The organism is Pseudomonas sp. DrBHI1, assembly GCF_002205115.1.
Taxonomy (GTDB): domain Bacteria; phylum Pseudomonadota; class Gammaproteobacteria; order Pseudomonadales; family Pseudomonadaceae; genus Aquipseudomonas; species Aquipseudomonas mosselii.
The window spans coordinates 16,575-29,190 of record NZ_NIBE01000050.1 but is presented as its reverse complement, the minus strand read 5'-3'; the positions used below and the strand labels follow the sequence as shown (position 1 = coordinate 29,190).

12 protein-coding genes are annotated in these 12,616 nt (G+C 64.6%); 9 read left to right on the top strand and 3 right to left on the bottom strand.

The window, feature by feature from the left end:
* Positions 1-1,069: sodium:proton antiporter (locus tag CC207_RS27135; RefSeq protein WP_178080957.1), on the bottom strand; the 1,069-nt coding region annotated here is incomplete at its 3' end.
* 68 nt (positions 1,070-1,137) lie between these two features.
* Between CC207_RS27135 and xerD the strand changes: the two genes are divergently transcribed.
* From xerD to CC207_RS08975, 6 genes are all read left to right on the top strand, one after another.
* Positions 1,138-2,034 carry a site-specific tyrosine recombinase XerD gene (gene xerD, locus CC207_RS09000; protein ID WP_028691585.1) on the top strand — a complete coding sequence of 299 codons (897 nt, stop codon included), beginning with the start codon at positions 1,138-1,140 and terminating at the stop codon, positions 2,032-2,034.
* 154 nt (positions 2,035-2,188) lie between these two features.
* The gene (locus CC207_RS08995) at positions 2,189-2,938 is read left to right on the top strand and encodes a thioredoxin fold domain-containing protein (protein WP_028691584.1); all 750 of its coding nucleotides are present in this window, start codon (positions 2,189-2,191) and stop codon (positions 2,936-2,938) included.
* 82 nt (positions 2,939-3,020) lie between these two features.
* On the top strand, positions 3,021-4,325 hold the full coding sequence (locus CC207_RS08990) for a homoserine dehydrogenase (protein WP_023630110.1): 1,305 nt from the start codon (positions 3,021-3,023) through the stop codon (positions 4,323-4,325).
* Between the two features lie 54 nt (positions 4,326-4,379).
* Complete coding sequence (gene thrC, locus CC207_RS08985; RefSeq protein WP_028691582.1) at positions 4,380-5,789, top strand: threonine synthase; 1,410 nt, start codon at positions 4,380-4,382, stop codon at positions 5,787-5,789.
* Between the two features lie 155 nt (positions 5,790-5,944).
* On the top strand, positions 5,945-6,310 hold the full coding sequence (locus CC207_RS08980) for a response regulator (protein ID WP_036986284.1): 366 nt from the start codon (positions 5,945-5,947) through the stop codon (positions 6,308-6,310).
* Between the two features lie 125 nt (positions 6,311-6,435).
* Positions 6,436-6,717, top strand: coding sequence for a DUF3509 domain-containing protein (locus CC207_RS08975; protein ID WP_028691581.1), 282 nt, complete (start codon positions 6,436-6,438; stop codon positions 6,715-6,717).
* 157 nt (positions 6,718-6,874) lie between these two features.
* Here CC207_RS08975 and CC207_RS08970 read toward each other — a convergent pair whose 3' ends face one another.
* Both CC207_RS08970 and CC207_RS08965 read right to left on the bottom strand, forming a co-directional pair.
* Complete coding sequence (locus CC207_RS08970; protein ID WP_028691580.1) at positions 6,875-7,753, bottom strand: TIGR02285 family protein; 879 nt, start codon at positions 7,751-7,753, stop codon at positions 6,875-6,877.
* A 10-nt stretch (positions 7,754-7,763) separates the two neighbouring features.
* Positions 7,764-8,963 carry a CaiB/BaiF CoA-transferase family protein gene (locus CC207_RS08965; RefSeq protein WP_028691579.1) on the bottom strand — a complete coding sequence of 400 codons (1,200 nt, stop codon included), beginning with the start codon at positions 8,961-8,963 and terminating at the stop codon, positions 7,764-7,766.
* 141 nt (positions 8,964-9,104) lie between these two features.
* On the opposite strand from CC207_RS08965, the gene CC207_RS08960 reads away from it, so the two are divergent.
* From CC207_RS08960 to prfB, 3 genes are all read left to right on the top strand, one after another.
* The gene (locus tag CC207_RS08960) at positions 9,105-9,647 is read left to right on the top strand and encodes a YaeQ family protein (RefSeq protein ID WP_028691578.1); all 543 of its coding nucleotides are present in this window, start codon (positions 9,105-9,107) and stop codon (positions 9,645-9,647) included.
* Positions 9,648-9,677: 30 nt separating this feature from the next.
* Positions 9,678-11,387, top strand: coding sequence for a single-stranded-DNA-specific exonuclease RecJ (gene recJ / locus CC207_RS08955; protein ID WP_028691577.1), 1,710 nt, complete (start codon positions 9,678-9,680; stop codon positions 11,385-11,387).
* Positions 11,388-11,515: 128 nt separating this feature from the next.
* Positions 11,516-12,611, top strand: a protein-coding gene (prfB, locus tag CC207_RS08950) for a peptide chain release factor 2 (protein ID WP_143496103.1) whose coding sequence is annotated in 2 segments (ribosomal slippage) — positions 11,516-11,587 and positions 11,589-12,611 — 1,095 coding nt in all. Because the reading frame shifts where the segments join, the coding sequence is not laid out codon by codon here.
* The last annotated feature ends 5 nt before the right edge of the window (positions 12,612-12,616 follow it).

Below are 12,616 nucleotides of genomic sequence, written 5' to 3'. Positions count from 1 at the left end.
CGAGGCGAATGGCGAAAATCGCCGATACGGCCGCCGCCACGATGCCTCGTGGCGCGATCCAGGCCAGCAATGCCCGTTCCCGCCAGCTCAGTGGCGAGCCCAGGGTCGACAGCAGCACGTTAAGCGGTCGCGCCAGCAACTGGATCACCAGCAGCAGTCCCAGTACCGCCGGCCCCAGGGCCAGCAACGCGTGCAGGTCGAGCCGCGCGGCCAGGAGGATGAACAGGCCGGAGATCAGCAGCACGCTGAGGTTTTCCTTGAAATGCAGGATCTGCCGCACGTCCACGCCGGGCATGTTGGCCAGCCACATGCCCATGACCGTGACCGCCAGCAGCCCCGATTCGTGGACGATCTGGTTGGCGGCGATGAAGATGCCCAGCACCGCCGCCAGCGAGGCCAGGTTGTGCAGGTATTCCGGCAACCACTGTTCGCGCATGACCTGCCCGAGCAGCCAGCCACCGGCAACCCCCAGCGCACTGCCGCAGAAGATCACCCCGGCGAAGGTCGCCAGGCTGTGGCTGAGGCCTTCGCCGGCGGCGCTGGCGATGATGAAGCTGTAGACCACCACCGCCAGCAGCGCGCCGATCGGGTCGATGACAATGCCTTCCCAGCGCAGGATGTTGGCGATCGCCGCCTTCGGCCGCACCACCCGTAGCATGGGCACGATCACCGTGGGGCCGGTGACCAGGGTCAGGGTGCCGAACAGGATCGCCAGGGGCCAGTCGAAGCCCAGCAGCCAATGGGTGGCCAGGGCGATCACCAGCCAGGTGCTCAGCGCGCCGACGGTGACCAGGCGGTGCACCACGCTGCCGATCTCGCGCCATTGCGACAGGTGCAGGGTGAGGCTGCCTTCGAACAGGATCAGCGCCACCGCCAGCGACACAAGCGGCATCAGCAGCGGGCCGAACAGCGCCTGCGGCTGCAGCCAGCCCAGCACCGGCCCGGCGAGGATGCCGCACAGCAACAGGAACAGGATCGCCGGCAGTTTCAGGCGCCAGGCCAGCCACTGGCAGAGCAGGGCGGCGGCGCCGATGCCGCCGACACTCAAAAGAATTTGCTGTTCGTTCACGCGGGCTCCCTCTGCATGCCGTGTTATGAAAGACTAAGCGTCATTTCGTCGTTTGCCACCGAGTCTTCATGCCTGCACTGGACCACCCCCTGATCGACCAGTTCCTCGATGCCCTCTGGCTGGAGAAGGGGCTGTCCGACAACACCCGCGCTTCGTATCGCAGCGACCTGGCGCTGTTCAATGGCTGGCTGCAGGAGCACGGCGTGGCACTGCCTGATGCCGGGCGCGAGCTGATCCTCGACCACCTGGCCTGGCGTTTCGACCAGGGCTACAAGCCGCGCTCGACCGCGCGCTTTCTTTCCGGGGTACGCGGGTTCTTCCGTTACCTGCTGCGCGAGCGGCTGGTCGCTGTCGACCCGACGTTGCAGGTGGACATGCCGCAACTGGGCCGGCCCCTGCCCAAGTCGCTGTCGGAGGCCGATGTCGAGGCCCTGTTGCAGGCGCCGGATCTCGGCGAGGCTATCGGCCAGCGCGACCGCGCCATGCTCGAGGTGCTTTATGCCTGTGGCCTGCGGGTGACCGAGCTGGTCAGCCTGACCCTGGACCAGGTCAACCTGCGCCAGGGCGTGCTGCGGGTGATGGGCAAGGGCAGCAAGGAGCGCCTGGTGCCGATGGGCGAGGAGGCGGTGGTGTGGCTCGAACGCTACCTGCGCGATGGCCGCGCCGAGCTGCTCAATGGGCGCCCCAGCGACGTGCTGTTCCCCAGCCAGCGCGGCGAGCAGATGACCCGCCAGACTTTCTGGCACCGTATCAAGCACCAGGCGCGGGTGGCCGGCATCGACAAGCCGCTGTCGCCGCACACGCTGCGCCACGCCTTTGCCACGCACCTGCTCAACCATGGCGCCGACCTGCGCGTGGTGCAGATGCTGCTGGGCCACAGCGACCTGTCCACCACGCAGATCTACACCCATGTGGCCAAGGCCCGGCTGCAGCAGTTGCACGCCGAACACCATCCACGTGGATGAATGCTTTTCATGTTCCGCCGACCGGTGCCTGAGTACCCCTACTGCGCCAGTTTGTTGTGGTAGGCTTGGACGGTTTGTTGCAAGGGCCGAATGTTCGCCACCCGCCAGGGTCAAGCAACGCCCCCACGGCCCCGTCCGCCTTCAGGAGTACCCCATGCGCGTGACCCAGATTTTCGCCGCCGCCGCCCTGGCGCTGGCCAGTACCTTTGCCGTCGCCGCGGCCACCGATGCCAATGCCGGTGCCGAGCAGGCGATCCGCAAGTCCTTGCAGAACCTCGAGCTGGAAGTGCCTGTCGAGAGCGTCAGCAGCAGCCCGCTCAACGGCCTTTACGAAGTCAAACTGCAGGGCGGTCGCGTGCTGTACGCCAGCGCCGACGGCCAGTTCGTCATGCAGGGCTACCTGTTCCAGATCCAGGACGGCAAGCCGGTCAACCTCACCGAGAAGACCGAGCGCCAGGGCATTGCAAAGCTGATCAACGGCATTCCGGTCGGCGAGATGGTGGTCTACCCGGCCAAGGGTGAAACCAAGTCGCATATCACCGTGTTCACCGACACCACCTGCCCGTATTGCCACAAGCTGCACGCCGAAGTGCCGGAGCTCAACCGTCGTGGTATCGAAGTGCGCTATGTCGCCTTCCCGCGCCAGGGGCTGGGTTCGCCGGGTGATGAGCAGTTGCAGGCGGTATGGTGCTCCAGCGATCGCCGCGCGGCGCTGGACAAGATGGTCGACGGCAAGGAGATCAAGGCCGCCAAGTGCGCCAACCCGGTCAGCAAGCAGTTCCAGCTGGGCCAGTCGATTGGTGTAAATGGCACGCCGGCGATCGTTCTACAGAATGGCCAGGTGATTCCGGGTTACCAGCCGGCGCCGCAAGTGGCCAAGCTGGCCCTGGCAGAGAGCAAGTAATCAATTCAGTACGCCGTCGTCATGGGGTGACGGCATGTTTCACGGTCGGCGCAGGTGCCGGCCGTTCTATGGGGAGTTCACAGTGAAACCGGTCAAAGTAGGCATCTGTGGGTTGGGGACCGTCGGTGGCGGAACCTTCAATGTACTTCAGCGCAACGCCGAGGAGATCGCCCGCCGTGCCGGGCGCGGTATTGAAGTGGCACAGATTGCCATGCGCTCGCAGAACCCGAACTGCCAGATTACCGGTACCCCCATTACCGCTGATGTGTTCGAAGTCGCGAGCAACCCTGAGATCGATATCGTCATCGAATTGATTGGCGGCTACACCATCGCCCGCGACCTGGTGCTCAAGGCCATCGAAAACGGCAAGCACGTGGTCACCGCCAACAAGGCGCTGATCGCCGTGCACGGCAACGAGATCTTCGCCAAGGCCCGCGAGAAGGGCGTCATCGTCGCCTTCGAAGCCGCCGTGGCCGGTGGCATCCCGGTGATCAAGGCGATCCGCGAGGGCCTGTCGGCCAACCGCATCAACTGGCTGGCCGGCATCATCAACGGCACCGGCAACTTCATCCTTACCGAGATGCGTGACAAGGGCCGCGCTTTCCCCGACGTGCTGGCCGAAGCCCAGGCACTGGGTTATGCCGAGGCCGACCCGACCTTTGACGTCGAAGGCATCGACGCCGCACACAAGCTGACCATCCTGGCGTCCATCGCCTTCGGTATCCCGCTGCAGTTCGACAAGGCCTACACCGAGGGCATCACCCAGTTGACCACCGCCGACGTCAACTACGCCGAGGCCCTGGGCTACCGCATCAAGCACCTGGGCGTGGCCCGTCGCACCGCCGACGGCATCGAGCTGCGCGTGCACCCGACGCTGATCCCCAACGATCGCCTGATCGCCAACGTCAACGGCGTGATGAACGCGGTGATGGTCAACGGCGACGCCGCTGGTTCCACCCTGTACTACGGCGCAGGTGCCGGCATGGAGCCGACCGCGTCGTCGGTGGTCGCCGACCTGGTGGACGTGGTTCGCGCCATGACTTCCGACCCGGAGAACCGTGTGCCACACCTGGCGTTCCAGCCGGACGCGCTGTCGGCCCATCCGATCCTGCCGATCGAAGCCTGCGAAAGTGCCTACTACCTGCGGATCCAGGCCAAGGACCACCCGGGCGTGCTGGCACAGGTCGCCAGCATCCTTTCGGAGCGCGGCATCAACATCGAGTCGATCATGCAGAAGGAAGCCGAGGAGCAGGACGGCCTGGTACCGATGATCCTGCTGACACACCGTGTGGTCGAGCAACGCATCGACGACGCCATCGTCGCCCTGGAAGCGCTCCAGGACGTGGTCGGCAAGGTCGTGCGCATCCGCGTCGAACAGCTCAATTAATTCCGGCGGCGGGCCGCAACGGCGGCCCGCGCCCAGCATCGAAGGTTTGCACCCATGCGCTATATCAGTACCCGCGGCCAGGCTCCGGCCCTGAACTTCGAAGACGTCCTGCTGGCGGGCCTCGCCAGCGACGGCGGCCTGTACGTGCCCGAGAACCTGCCGCGCTTCACCCAGGAAGAAATCGCCTCCTGGGCGGGCCTGCCTTACCACGAACTGGCCTTCAGGGTGATGCGTCCGTTCGTCGAAGGCAGCATCGCCGACGCCGACTTCAAGAAGATCCTCGAAGAGACCTACGGCAACTTCGCCCACGCCGCGGTCGCGCCGCTGCGCCAGCTCAACGGCAACGAGTGGGTCATGGAGCTGTTCCACGGCCCGACCCTGGCATTCAAGGATTTTGCCCTGCAGCTGCTCGGCCGCCTGCTCGACCATGTACTGGTCAAGCGCGGCGAGCGCGTGGTGATTGTCGGCGCCACCAGCGGTGACACAGGTTCGGCCGCTATCGAAGGCTGCCGCCGCTGCGACAACGTCGACATCTTTATCCTGCACCCGCACCAGCGCGTGTCGGAGGTGCAGCGCCGGCAGATGACCACCATCCTCGGCGACAACATCCACAACATCGCCATCGAGGGCAACTTCGACGACTGCCAGGAGATGGTCAAGGCCAGCTTCGCCGACCAGTCGTTCCTCAAGGGCACCCGCCTGGTGGCGGTCAACTCGATCAACTGGGCTCGGATCATGGCCCAGATCGTCTACTACTTCCACGCAGCCCTGCAGCTCGGCGGCCCGGCACGTTCGGTGGCGTTCTCGGTGCCGACCGGCAACTTCGGCGATATCTTCGCCGGCTACCTGGCGCGCAACATGGGCCTGCCGATCAGCCAGCTGGTAGTGGCGACCAACCGCAACGACATCCTGCACCGCTTCATGAGCGGCAACCAGTACGTCAAGGATTCCTTGCACCCGACCCTGTCGCCGTCGATGGACATCATGGTCTCGTCCAACTTCGAACGCCTGCTGTTCGACCTGCACGGTCGCAATGGCGCCGCAGTTGCCCAACTGATGGACACCTTCAAGCAAGGCGGCGGCTTCAGCGTCGAGCAGGATCGCTGGACCGAGGCGCGCAAGCTGTTCGACTCGCTGGCCGTCACCGACGAGCAGACCTGCGAGACCATCGCCGAGGTGTTCAAGGCCACTGGTGAAGTTCTCGATCCGCACACCGCGATCGGCGTCAAGGCCGCCCGCGAGTGCCGCCGCAGCCTGGATACGCCGATGGTGGTGCTGGGTACCGCGCACCCGGTCAAGTTCCCCGAGGCGGTGGAGAAGGCTGGTGTCGCCAAGGCCCTGGAGCTGCCGGCGCACCTGAGCGACCTGTTCAGCCGTGAGGAGCGCTGCACGGTGCTGGCCAACGACCTGAAGACGGTGCAGGCCTTTGTTAGCCAGCATGGCAATCGCGGCAAGCCACTCTAAGAGCAAACCGATACGAGAAAGCCCGTCCTGAACGGGCTTTTTTGTGCCTGTCATCCACAGGCTCGAGATTTCAGATTTTTCCCATGTAGTTAGATACCTCCCCCTACTAAAGTGGTTGCTTCCACCTATAAGCCTCAATGCTCCAAGGGGGGCACATGCATCAGCTCAATGTCCTTATTCACCAGGCCAGGCCCTACTATCAGATGGTGTTGCACCAGGCCTTCAATGCCCAGGGTGTCTACAACGTCCGGCTTACCGATGACGTAGCGGCCGCGACGAGGCTGCAGCGGCCGGTGGATGTGCTGGTGCTCGATCAGGGCATGCCCAGGCGTCACGCCCTACGTCTGTTCAAGTACCTGGTGCAGGCCTCCTGCGCGGGTGGGTTGTTGTTTGTCGGGTGTGCCGGCGCAGGGGATATCGACCTGGCGCTCGAAGCTCGCCAGCATGGCTTGAACGTGCTGGCGGAGCTGTCCTGGCCGATGTCGATGGTAGGGCTGGAGCAGGCCTTGGAGCGCCTCTAGTCGGCCGCCGATTGGGGGCATCGAAATTGTCACGTTGGCTGCGCATGCTCAGGGTAACGGGCCAGGGCGAACTTTCCGTCGGGCCTGGAGGTCAGTTTCCTTACCTTAGCCAGCGAGTGATCCGGATGGAAAGAGTCTGCAGACTGCTCAACGAAGCCCTCACCCCTTACCAGGCCCAGCTCGGCACGGCCGATAGCCGTGGCTGCCGTCAGTTGACCCTCTATGACGAGCACGGGATGCTGATCCTCCAGCGCGGAGTCTGCGCACGTCAGTTGGTGGAGCAGCAGTTGCTGATCGACCTGGTCGATGGCCTGCACCGTGACCTGCAGATCGCCGAAGGCCGCCTGCAGCCTTGTGTGATCGCCGCCCTGCAACATCAACGACAGATGCAGGGAACCTTTGCCTGATACGCCCATCAGAATCAGCAAGGGCTGTCCGATGGTGCTTTGCTCCGGTACCGTCAAGACTGTCACTGGAAGCCCCGAGGGCTTTCGCTTGACCCCGGTCGTCCTCCCCAGCGGCCGGGGTTTCTTTTTGCCTCGAGTCTGCAGGTTTCCTGGAGCGTCAGCGTAGCGGCTGTTCGCTCTGCTCGAAGAAATGCCTGGCCTGCTCCAAATAGCCCTCGCGCAGCCCTGGGTCCAACCAGTGGGCATAAAGTTCGGGCAAGGTATCCCGACGCAAGGTCGGCAGCATCTGGTCGATGTGAGCAATCGCCTCACGCCCCAGAGGGGTGTCCGAGCAGCCAATATGCAGGAATTGGTAGTGGTTCACGCCAAGGATGGGGTGGAAACTATAGTCGTCCAGCGAGCCATTGTGCTGCTGGATCAGGTAACGCATCTCGGGCCAATAGCCGAGCACCAGTTGCAGGCGCCCCAATTGCTGCATCTGCAGCAGACTGGCTGTGGCATCGTTGCCGTAGTGACGGCTGAAGGCGGTATCGGGCAGTTGCCGCAGGACCTCGTCGACCTGCGTGCTGTAGCTGCGCTCCGCGACGATGCCCAGTTTGAGTCGGGTCTCGGTCAGCAAGCGCTGCAGGTCGACCTGTTGGCCTTCGAGGTAGGGCGCCAGCAGCGCCTGATCCTGCTTGCGCACGATCAGACCCGTGCTGAGCACGCCCAGCGATGGCTGGGAAAAATGCACGTATCTGGCGCGCTCGGGGGTCCACAGCAGGGTCGGGTCGCAGGTGAAACTGGGCTCCTGGAGCATCTGCAGGCCCCGGGCTCGGTTGACCCGGACGATGCTGTGGTCGTACTCGGGCATCCGGGCGATCAGCATCGGCAACAGTTGGTCGATCACTCCCTGGCCCTTGGACGGCCCTTCGAAGATGGTGAATGGCGGCAGGTCGCGTACCAGCCACAAAAGGCGTTCTCTGGCCTCGGCCACCTGACCCACGAGTGCGGTCAGCAACAGGCAGAGTACGATGGGCAGATGGCGGATACCCATGGGGCGTGGGTCACACCGTACCGGCCGCGCGCAGGCGGGCAATGGCGGCAGCGTCGTAGCCCAGGCCGGCTAGTACCGTGGCCGTATGTTCGCCCAGTGCCGGGCCGACCCACTCGGCGGACCCGGGGGTGTCGGACAGCTTGGGTACGATGCCCGGCATCTTGAAGGGCTTGCCGTCCGGCAGCCGAGCCTGGAGGAACATTTCGCGGGCGAGGAATTGCGGGTCACCGAGCATGTCCTCGGCGGAGTAGATGCGGCTGGCCGGTACTTCAGCCTCGTTCAGCGTTTGCATTACTTCGGTGAGTGGCAGGCTGTTGACCCAGCGGTCGATGACGCCGTACAGCTCGTCGCGGCGGGCATCACGGCCGTCGTTGGTGGTCAAGGCCGCATCGTTGGCCAGGTCGTCGCGGCCGATGGCCTGCATGAAACGCTTGAAGATCGCGTCGCCGTTGGCGCCGATCTGCACGTGACGGCCATCGGCGGTGGTGTGGATGCAGGAGGGGGTGATGCCCGGCATGATGTTGCCGGTGCGTTCGCGGATGAAACCGAACACATCGAACTCCGGGACCATGCTCTCCATCATGGCGAAGATCGCCTCGTACAGCGCCACGTCCACCACCTGGCCCGCGCCACCGTTGACCTCGCGATGACGCAGGGCCATCAGCGCGCCGATCACGCCCCACAGCGCGGCAATGGAGTCGCCGATGGAGATCCCGGTACGCACCGGTGGGCGGTCCTCGAAACCGGTGATGTAGCGTAGCCCGCCCATGGACTCGCCGACCGCGCCGAAGCCCGGCTGGTCTTTCATCGGCCCGGTCTGGCCGAAGCCCGACAGGCGCACCATGACCAGGCGTGGGTTGAGGGCATGGAGCACGTCCCAGCCCAACCCCAGCTTTTCCAGCACGCCAGGGCGGAAGTTCTCGATCAGGATGTCAGCGTCGGCCAGCAGGCGCTTGAGCACGTCACGGCCTTCCGGGTGCTTGAGGTTTAGGGTCAGTGACTGCTTGTTGCGCGCCTGGACGAACCACCACAGCGAGGTACCCTCATAGAGCTTGCGCCACTTGCGCAGCGGGTCGCCGCCATCGGGGGATTCGACCTTGATCACCTCGGCGCCGAATTCGGCGCAGATCCGCGAGGCGAAGGGGCCGGCGATCAGGGTGCCGAGCTCGATGACTTTCAGGCCGGCGAGGGGTTTGCTGGGCGTAGGCATGGGGCATCCGTGGCGGCTGGGCGTGAGGGCAGGTTGTATCACAGCTCGGCGATGGCAGGTATATCGGCGTTGTCTGATCCGGCGCTGGCGCCCCGGATCAGTTAGACTGTGCGACTTTCTCCCGCAAGAAGCCCATTGCCCATGGCCCAGCCGTCCACCACCTACAAGTTCGAACTGAATCTGACCGACCTCGATCGCGGCGTGTACGAGAACGTTCGCCAGACCATCGCCCGTCATCCCTCGGAAACCGAAGAACGCATGGCCGTGCGCCTGCTGGCCTATGCCCTCTGGTACAACGAGCAGCTGTCCTTCGGTCGCGGCCTGTCGGACGTCGATGAGGCGGCCCTGTGGGAAAAAAGCCTGGACGATCGCATCCTGCACTGGATCGAGGTTGGCCAGCCCGACGCCGACCGCCTGACCTGGTGCTCGCGGCGGACCGAGCGCACCAGTCTGTTGGCCTATGGCAGCTTGCGCGTTTGGGAGAACAAGGTGCTTGGCGCAGTCAAGGGCCTGAAGAACCTGAGCATCGCCGCCGTGCCGCAAGACGTGCTGGAGATCCTCGCCACCGACATGCCGCGCACCATCAAGTGGGATGTGATGATCAGCGAAGGCACGGTGTTCGTCACCGACGACCGTGGCCAGCACGAAGTGCAGCTGCAGTGGCTGCTCGGCGAGCGCGGCTGACCTGATTCACACCAGATTATCGAAGACCCCATGCGTATCGAACCCCGTCCCCTGCCGTCGCCCCTGCCATTGTTGGGCAACCTGCCACCCCTGCTGACACGCCTGTACGCCGCCCGTGGCGTTCAGACCGAGGCTGAACTGGACAAGAGCCTGGCGCGCCTGCTGCCATTCCAGCAGCTCAAGGGTATCGATGCGGCGGTGGACCTGCTGGTCGAGGCACTCGACCAGCGCCAGCGCATTCTCATTGTCGGCGACTTCGACGCCGACGGCGCCACCGCCAGTACCGTCGGTGTGCTTGGCCTGCGCCTGCTGGGCGCGGCGCATGTCGATTACCTGGTGCCCAATCGTTTCGAATACGGATACGGCTTGACCCCGGAGATCGTCGAGGTCGCCCTGCAGCGCCAGCCGCAGTTGCTGATCACCGTGGACAACGGCATCTCCAGCGTCGAGGGTGTAGCGGCCGCCAAGGCCGCCGGGCTCAAGGTGCTGGTTACCGACCACCACCTGCCGGGCGAACAGTTGCCCGCCGCCGATGCCATCGTCAATCCGAACCAGCCGGGATGCGGGTTCCCGAGCAAGTCCCTGGCCGGCGTGGGGGTAATCTTCTACGTGCTGATGGCCCTGCGCGCGCGCCTGCGCATCCTGGGGCGCTACGAGGCTCAGCCGCAGCCGAACATCGGTGAGTTGCTCGATCTGGTGGCGCTGGGCAGCGTCGCCGACGTGGTGCCGCTGGACGCCAACAACCGCATCCTGGTGCACCAGGGGCTGGAGCGAATCCGCGCCGGCCGCGCCCGCCCCGGGCTCAAGGCTATTCTCGAGGTGGCGCGGCGAGATCATCGACGCATCACTTCCACCGACCTGGGCTTCATCCTCGGCCCTCGGCTCAACGCCGCCGGGCGCCTGGACGACATGAGCCTGGGCATCGAGTGCCTGCTGTGCGAGGACGCGGCGTTGGCGCTGGACATGGCCCAGCAGCTCGATGGCCTGAACCAGGACCGCAAGTCCATCGAGCAGGGCATGCAGCGCGAGGCGCTGGCCCAGCTCAAGGACCTGCCAGTCGAGTCCATGCCCTATGGCCTGTGCCTGTTCGACGCCGACTGGCACCAGGGGGTGATCGGCATTCTTGCCTCGCGGTTGAAGGAGCGTTACCACCGTCCGACCATCGCCTTCGCCGATGCGGGGGAGGGGATGCTCAAGGGCTCGGCGCGCTCGGTGCCGGGGTTCCATATCCGCGACGCGCTGGATGCCGTGGCGGCGCGTCATCCGGCCTTGATCAGCAAGTTTGGCGGGCACGCGATGGCAGCTGGTCTGTCGTTGCCGGCCGAAAACTTTCCTTCGTTTGCCGAGGCGTTCGATGAAGAGGTGCGGCGTCAGTTGCGTGAGGATGACCTGACTGGTCGGCTGTTGTCGGACGGCACCCTGGCGGTCGAAGAGTTTCACCTGGACCTGGCGCGGGCATTGCGCAATGCCGGGCCTTGGGGACAGCACTTTCCAGAGCCGTTGTTTCATGGGGTGTTTCAGCTGGTCGAACAACGCGTCGTGGGGGAGCGCCACCTGAAGGTGGTACTCAAGAGCGAGTGCGGAGCGGTGCGTCTGGACGGAATTGCCTTCGGCATCGATCGCGAGGTCTGGCCGAACCCTACGGTGCGCTGGGTAGAGCTGGCCTACAAGCTGGATGTCAATGAGTTTCGCGGGAACGAGAGCGTGCAGTTGATGATTGCCCACATGGAGGCACGCTGATCCTGGCGTAGTGGGTCGATTGGGACGCACAGGGATTAGCGCATACCGCCCGGCGGGTCTGCCGCCAGGCCCCAGACTCGGTTATACTCGCGGGCTTTTCACCGAATTCGCACGAGAGCAGCCCGCCCATGGAAATCCAACCGATCCTGAACACCATCAAGGACCTCACCGAGCGTTCCCAGTCCATTCGGGGGTATCTTTGACTACGATCACAAACATGATCGTCTTGTCGAAGTAAACCGCGAGCTGGAAGACGCCTCTGTCTGGAACAAACCCGAGTACGCCCAGGCCCTGGGCCGCGAGCGCGCCATGCTGGCGCAGGTGGTCGAGACCCTCGATAAACTGTCCAACGGCCTGACCGACTGCAAGGACCTGCTCGACATGGCTGTCGAGGAGGGCGATGAAGGCGCTGTCAGCGATGTCGAGACCGAGCTGCAAGGGCTTGAGGAATCCCTCGCCCAGCTTGAGTTCCGTCGCATGTTCAGCGGCGAGATGGACCCGAACAACGCCTACCTGGACATCCAGGCCGGCTCCGGCGGCACCGAGGCCCAGGACTGGGCCAACATCCTGCTGCGCATGTACCTGCGCTGGGCCGACAAGCGCGGCTTCGACGCCACCATCATCGAACTGTCCGAAGGTGAAGTCGCCGGCATCAAGGGCGCCACCGTGCACATCAAGGGCGAGTACGCCTTCGGCTGGCTGCGCACCGAGATCGGCGTGCACCGCCTGGTGCGCAAGAGCCCGTTCGACTCCGGCGCCCGTCGCCACACCTCGTTCTCGGCGGTGTTCGTCTCGCCCGAGATCGACGACAAGGTCGAGATCGAGATCAACCCGTCCGACCTGCGCATCGACACCTACCGCTCCTCCGGTGCCGGTGGTCAGCACGTCAACACCACCGACTCGGCGGTGCGTATCACCCACGTGCCGACCAACACCGTGGTGGCCTGCCAGAACGAACGCTCCCAGCACGCCAACAAGGACACCGCCATGAAAATGCTGCGGGCCAAGTTGTACGAGCTGGAAATGCAGAAGCGCAACGCCGCCTCCCAGGCCTTGGAGGACAGCAAGTCGGACATCGGCTGGGGCCACCAGATCCGCTCCTACGTGCTCGACGACTCGCGCATCAAGGACCTGCGTACCGGCGTGGAGCGCAGCGACTGTCAGAAGGTCCTGGACGGCGACCTCGACCAGTACCTGGAAGCGAGCCTCAAGCAGGGGCTGTAAACCGC

Excerpts from the sequence above, each read along its gene's own strand:
- CC207_RS08980 (WP_036986284.1), top strand. The coding sequence starts at position 5,945 with ATGCATCAGCTCAATGTCCTTATTCACCAGGCCAGGCCCTACTATCAG.
- thrC (WP_028691582.1), top strand. The coding sequence starts at position 4,380 with ATGCGCTATATCAGTACCCGCGGCCAGGCTCCGGCCCTGAACTTCGAA.
- xerD (WP_028691585.1), top strand. The coding sequence starts at position 1,138 with ATGCCTGCACTGGACCACCCCCTGATCGACCAGTTCCTCGATGCCCTC.
- CC207_RS08970 (WP_028691580.1), bottom strand. The coding sequence starts at position 7,753 with ATGGGTATCCGCCATCTGCCCATCGTACTCTGCCTGTTGCTGACCGCA.
- CC207_RS08995 (WP_028691584.1), top strand. The coding sequence starts at position 2,189 with ATGCGCGTGACCCAGATTTTCGCCGCCGCCGCCCTGGCGCTGGCCAGT.
- CC207_RS08975 (WP_028691581.1), top strand. The coding sequence starts at position 6,436 with ATGGAAAGAGTCTGCAGACTGCTCAACGAAGCCCTCACCCCTTACCAG.
- CC207_RS08960 (WP_028691578.1), top strand. The coding sequence starts at position 9,105 with ATGGCCCAGCCGTCCACCACCTACAAGTTCGAACTGAATCTGACCGAC.
- CC207_RS08965 (WP_028691579.1), bottom strand. The coding sequence starts at position 8,963 with ATGCCTACGCCCAGCAAACCCCTCGCCGGCCTGAAAGTCATCGAGCTC.
- recJ (WP_028691577.1), top strand. The coding sequence starts at position 9,678 with ATGCGTATCGAACCCCGTCCCCTGCCGTCGCCCCTGCCATTGTTGGGC.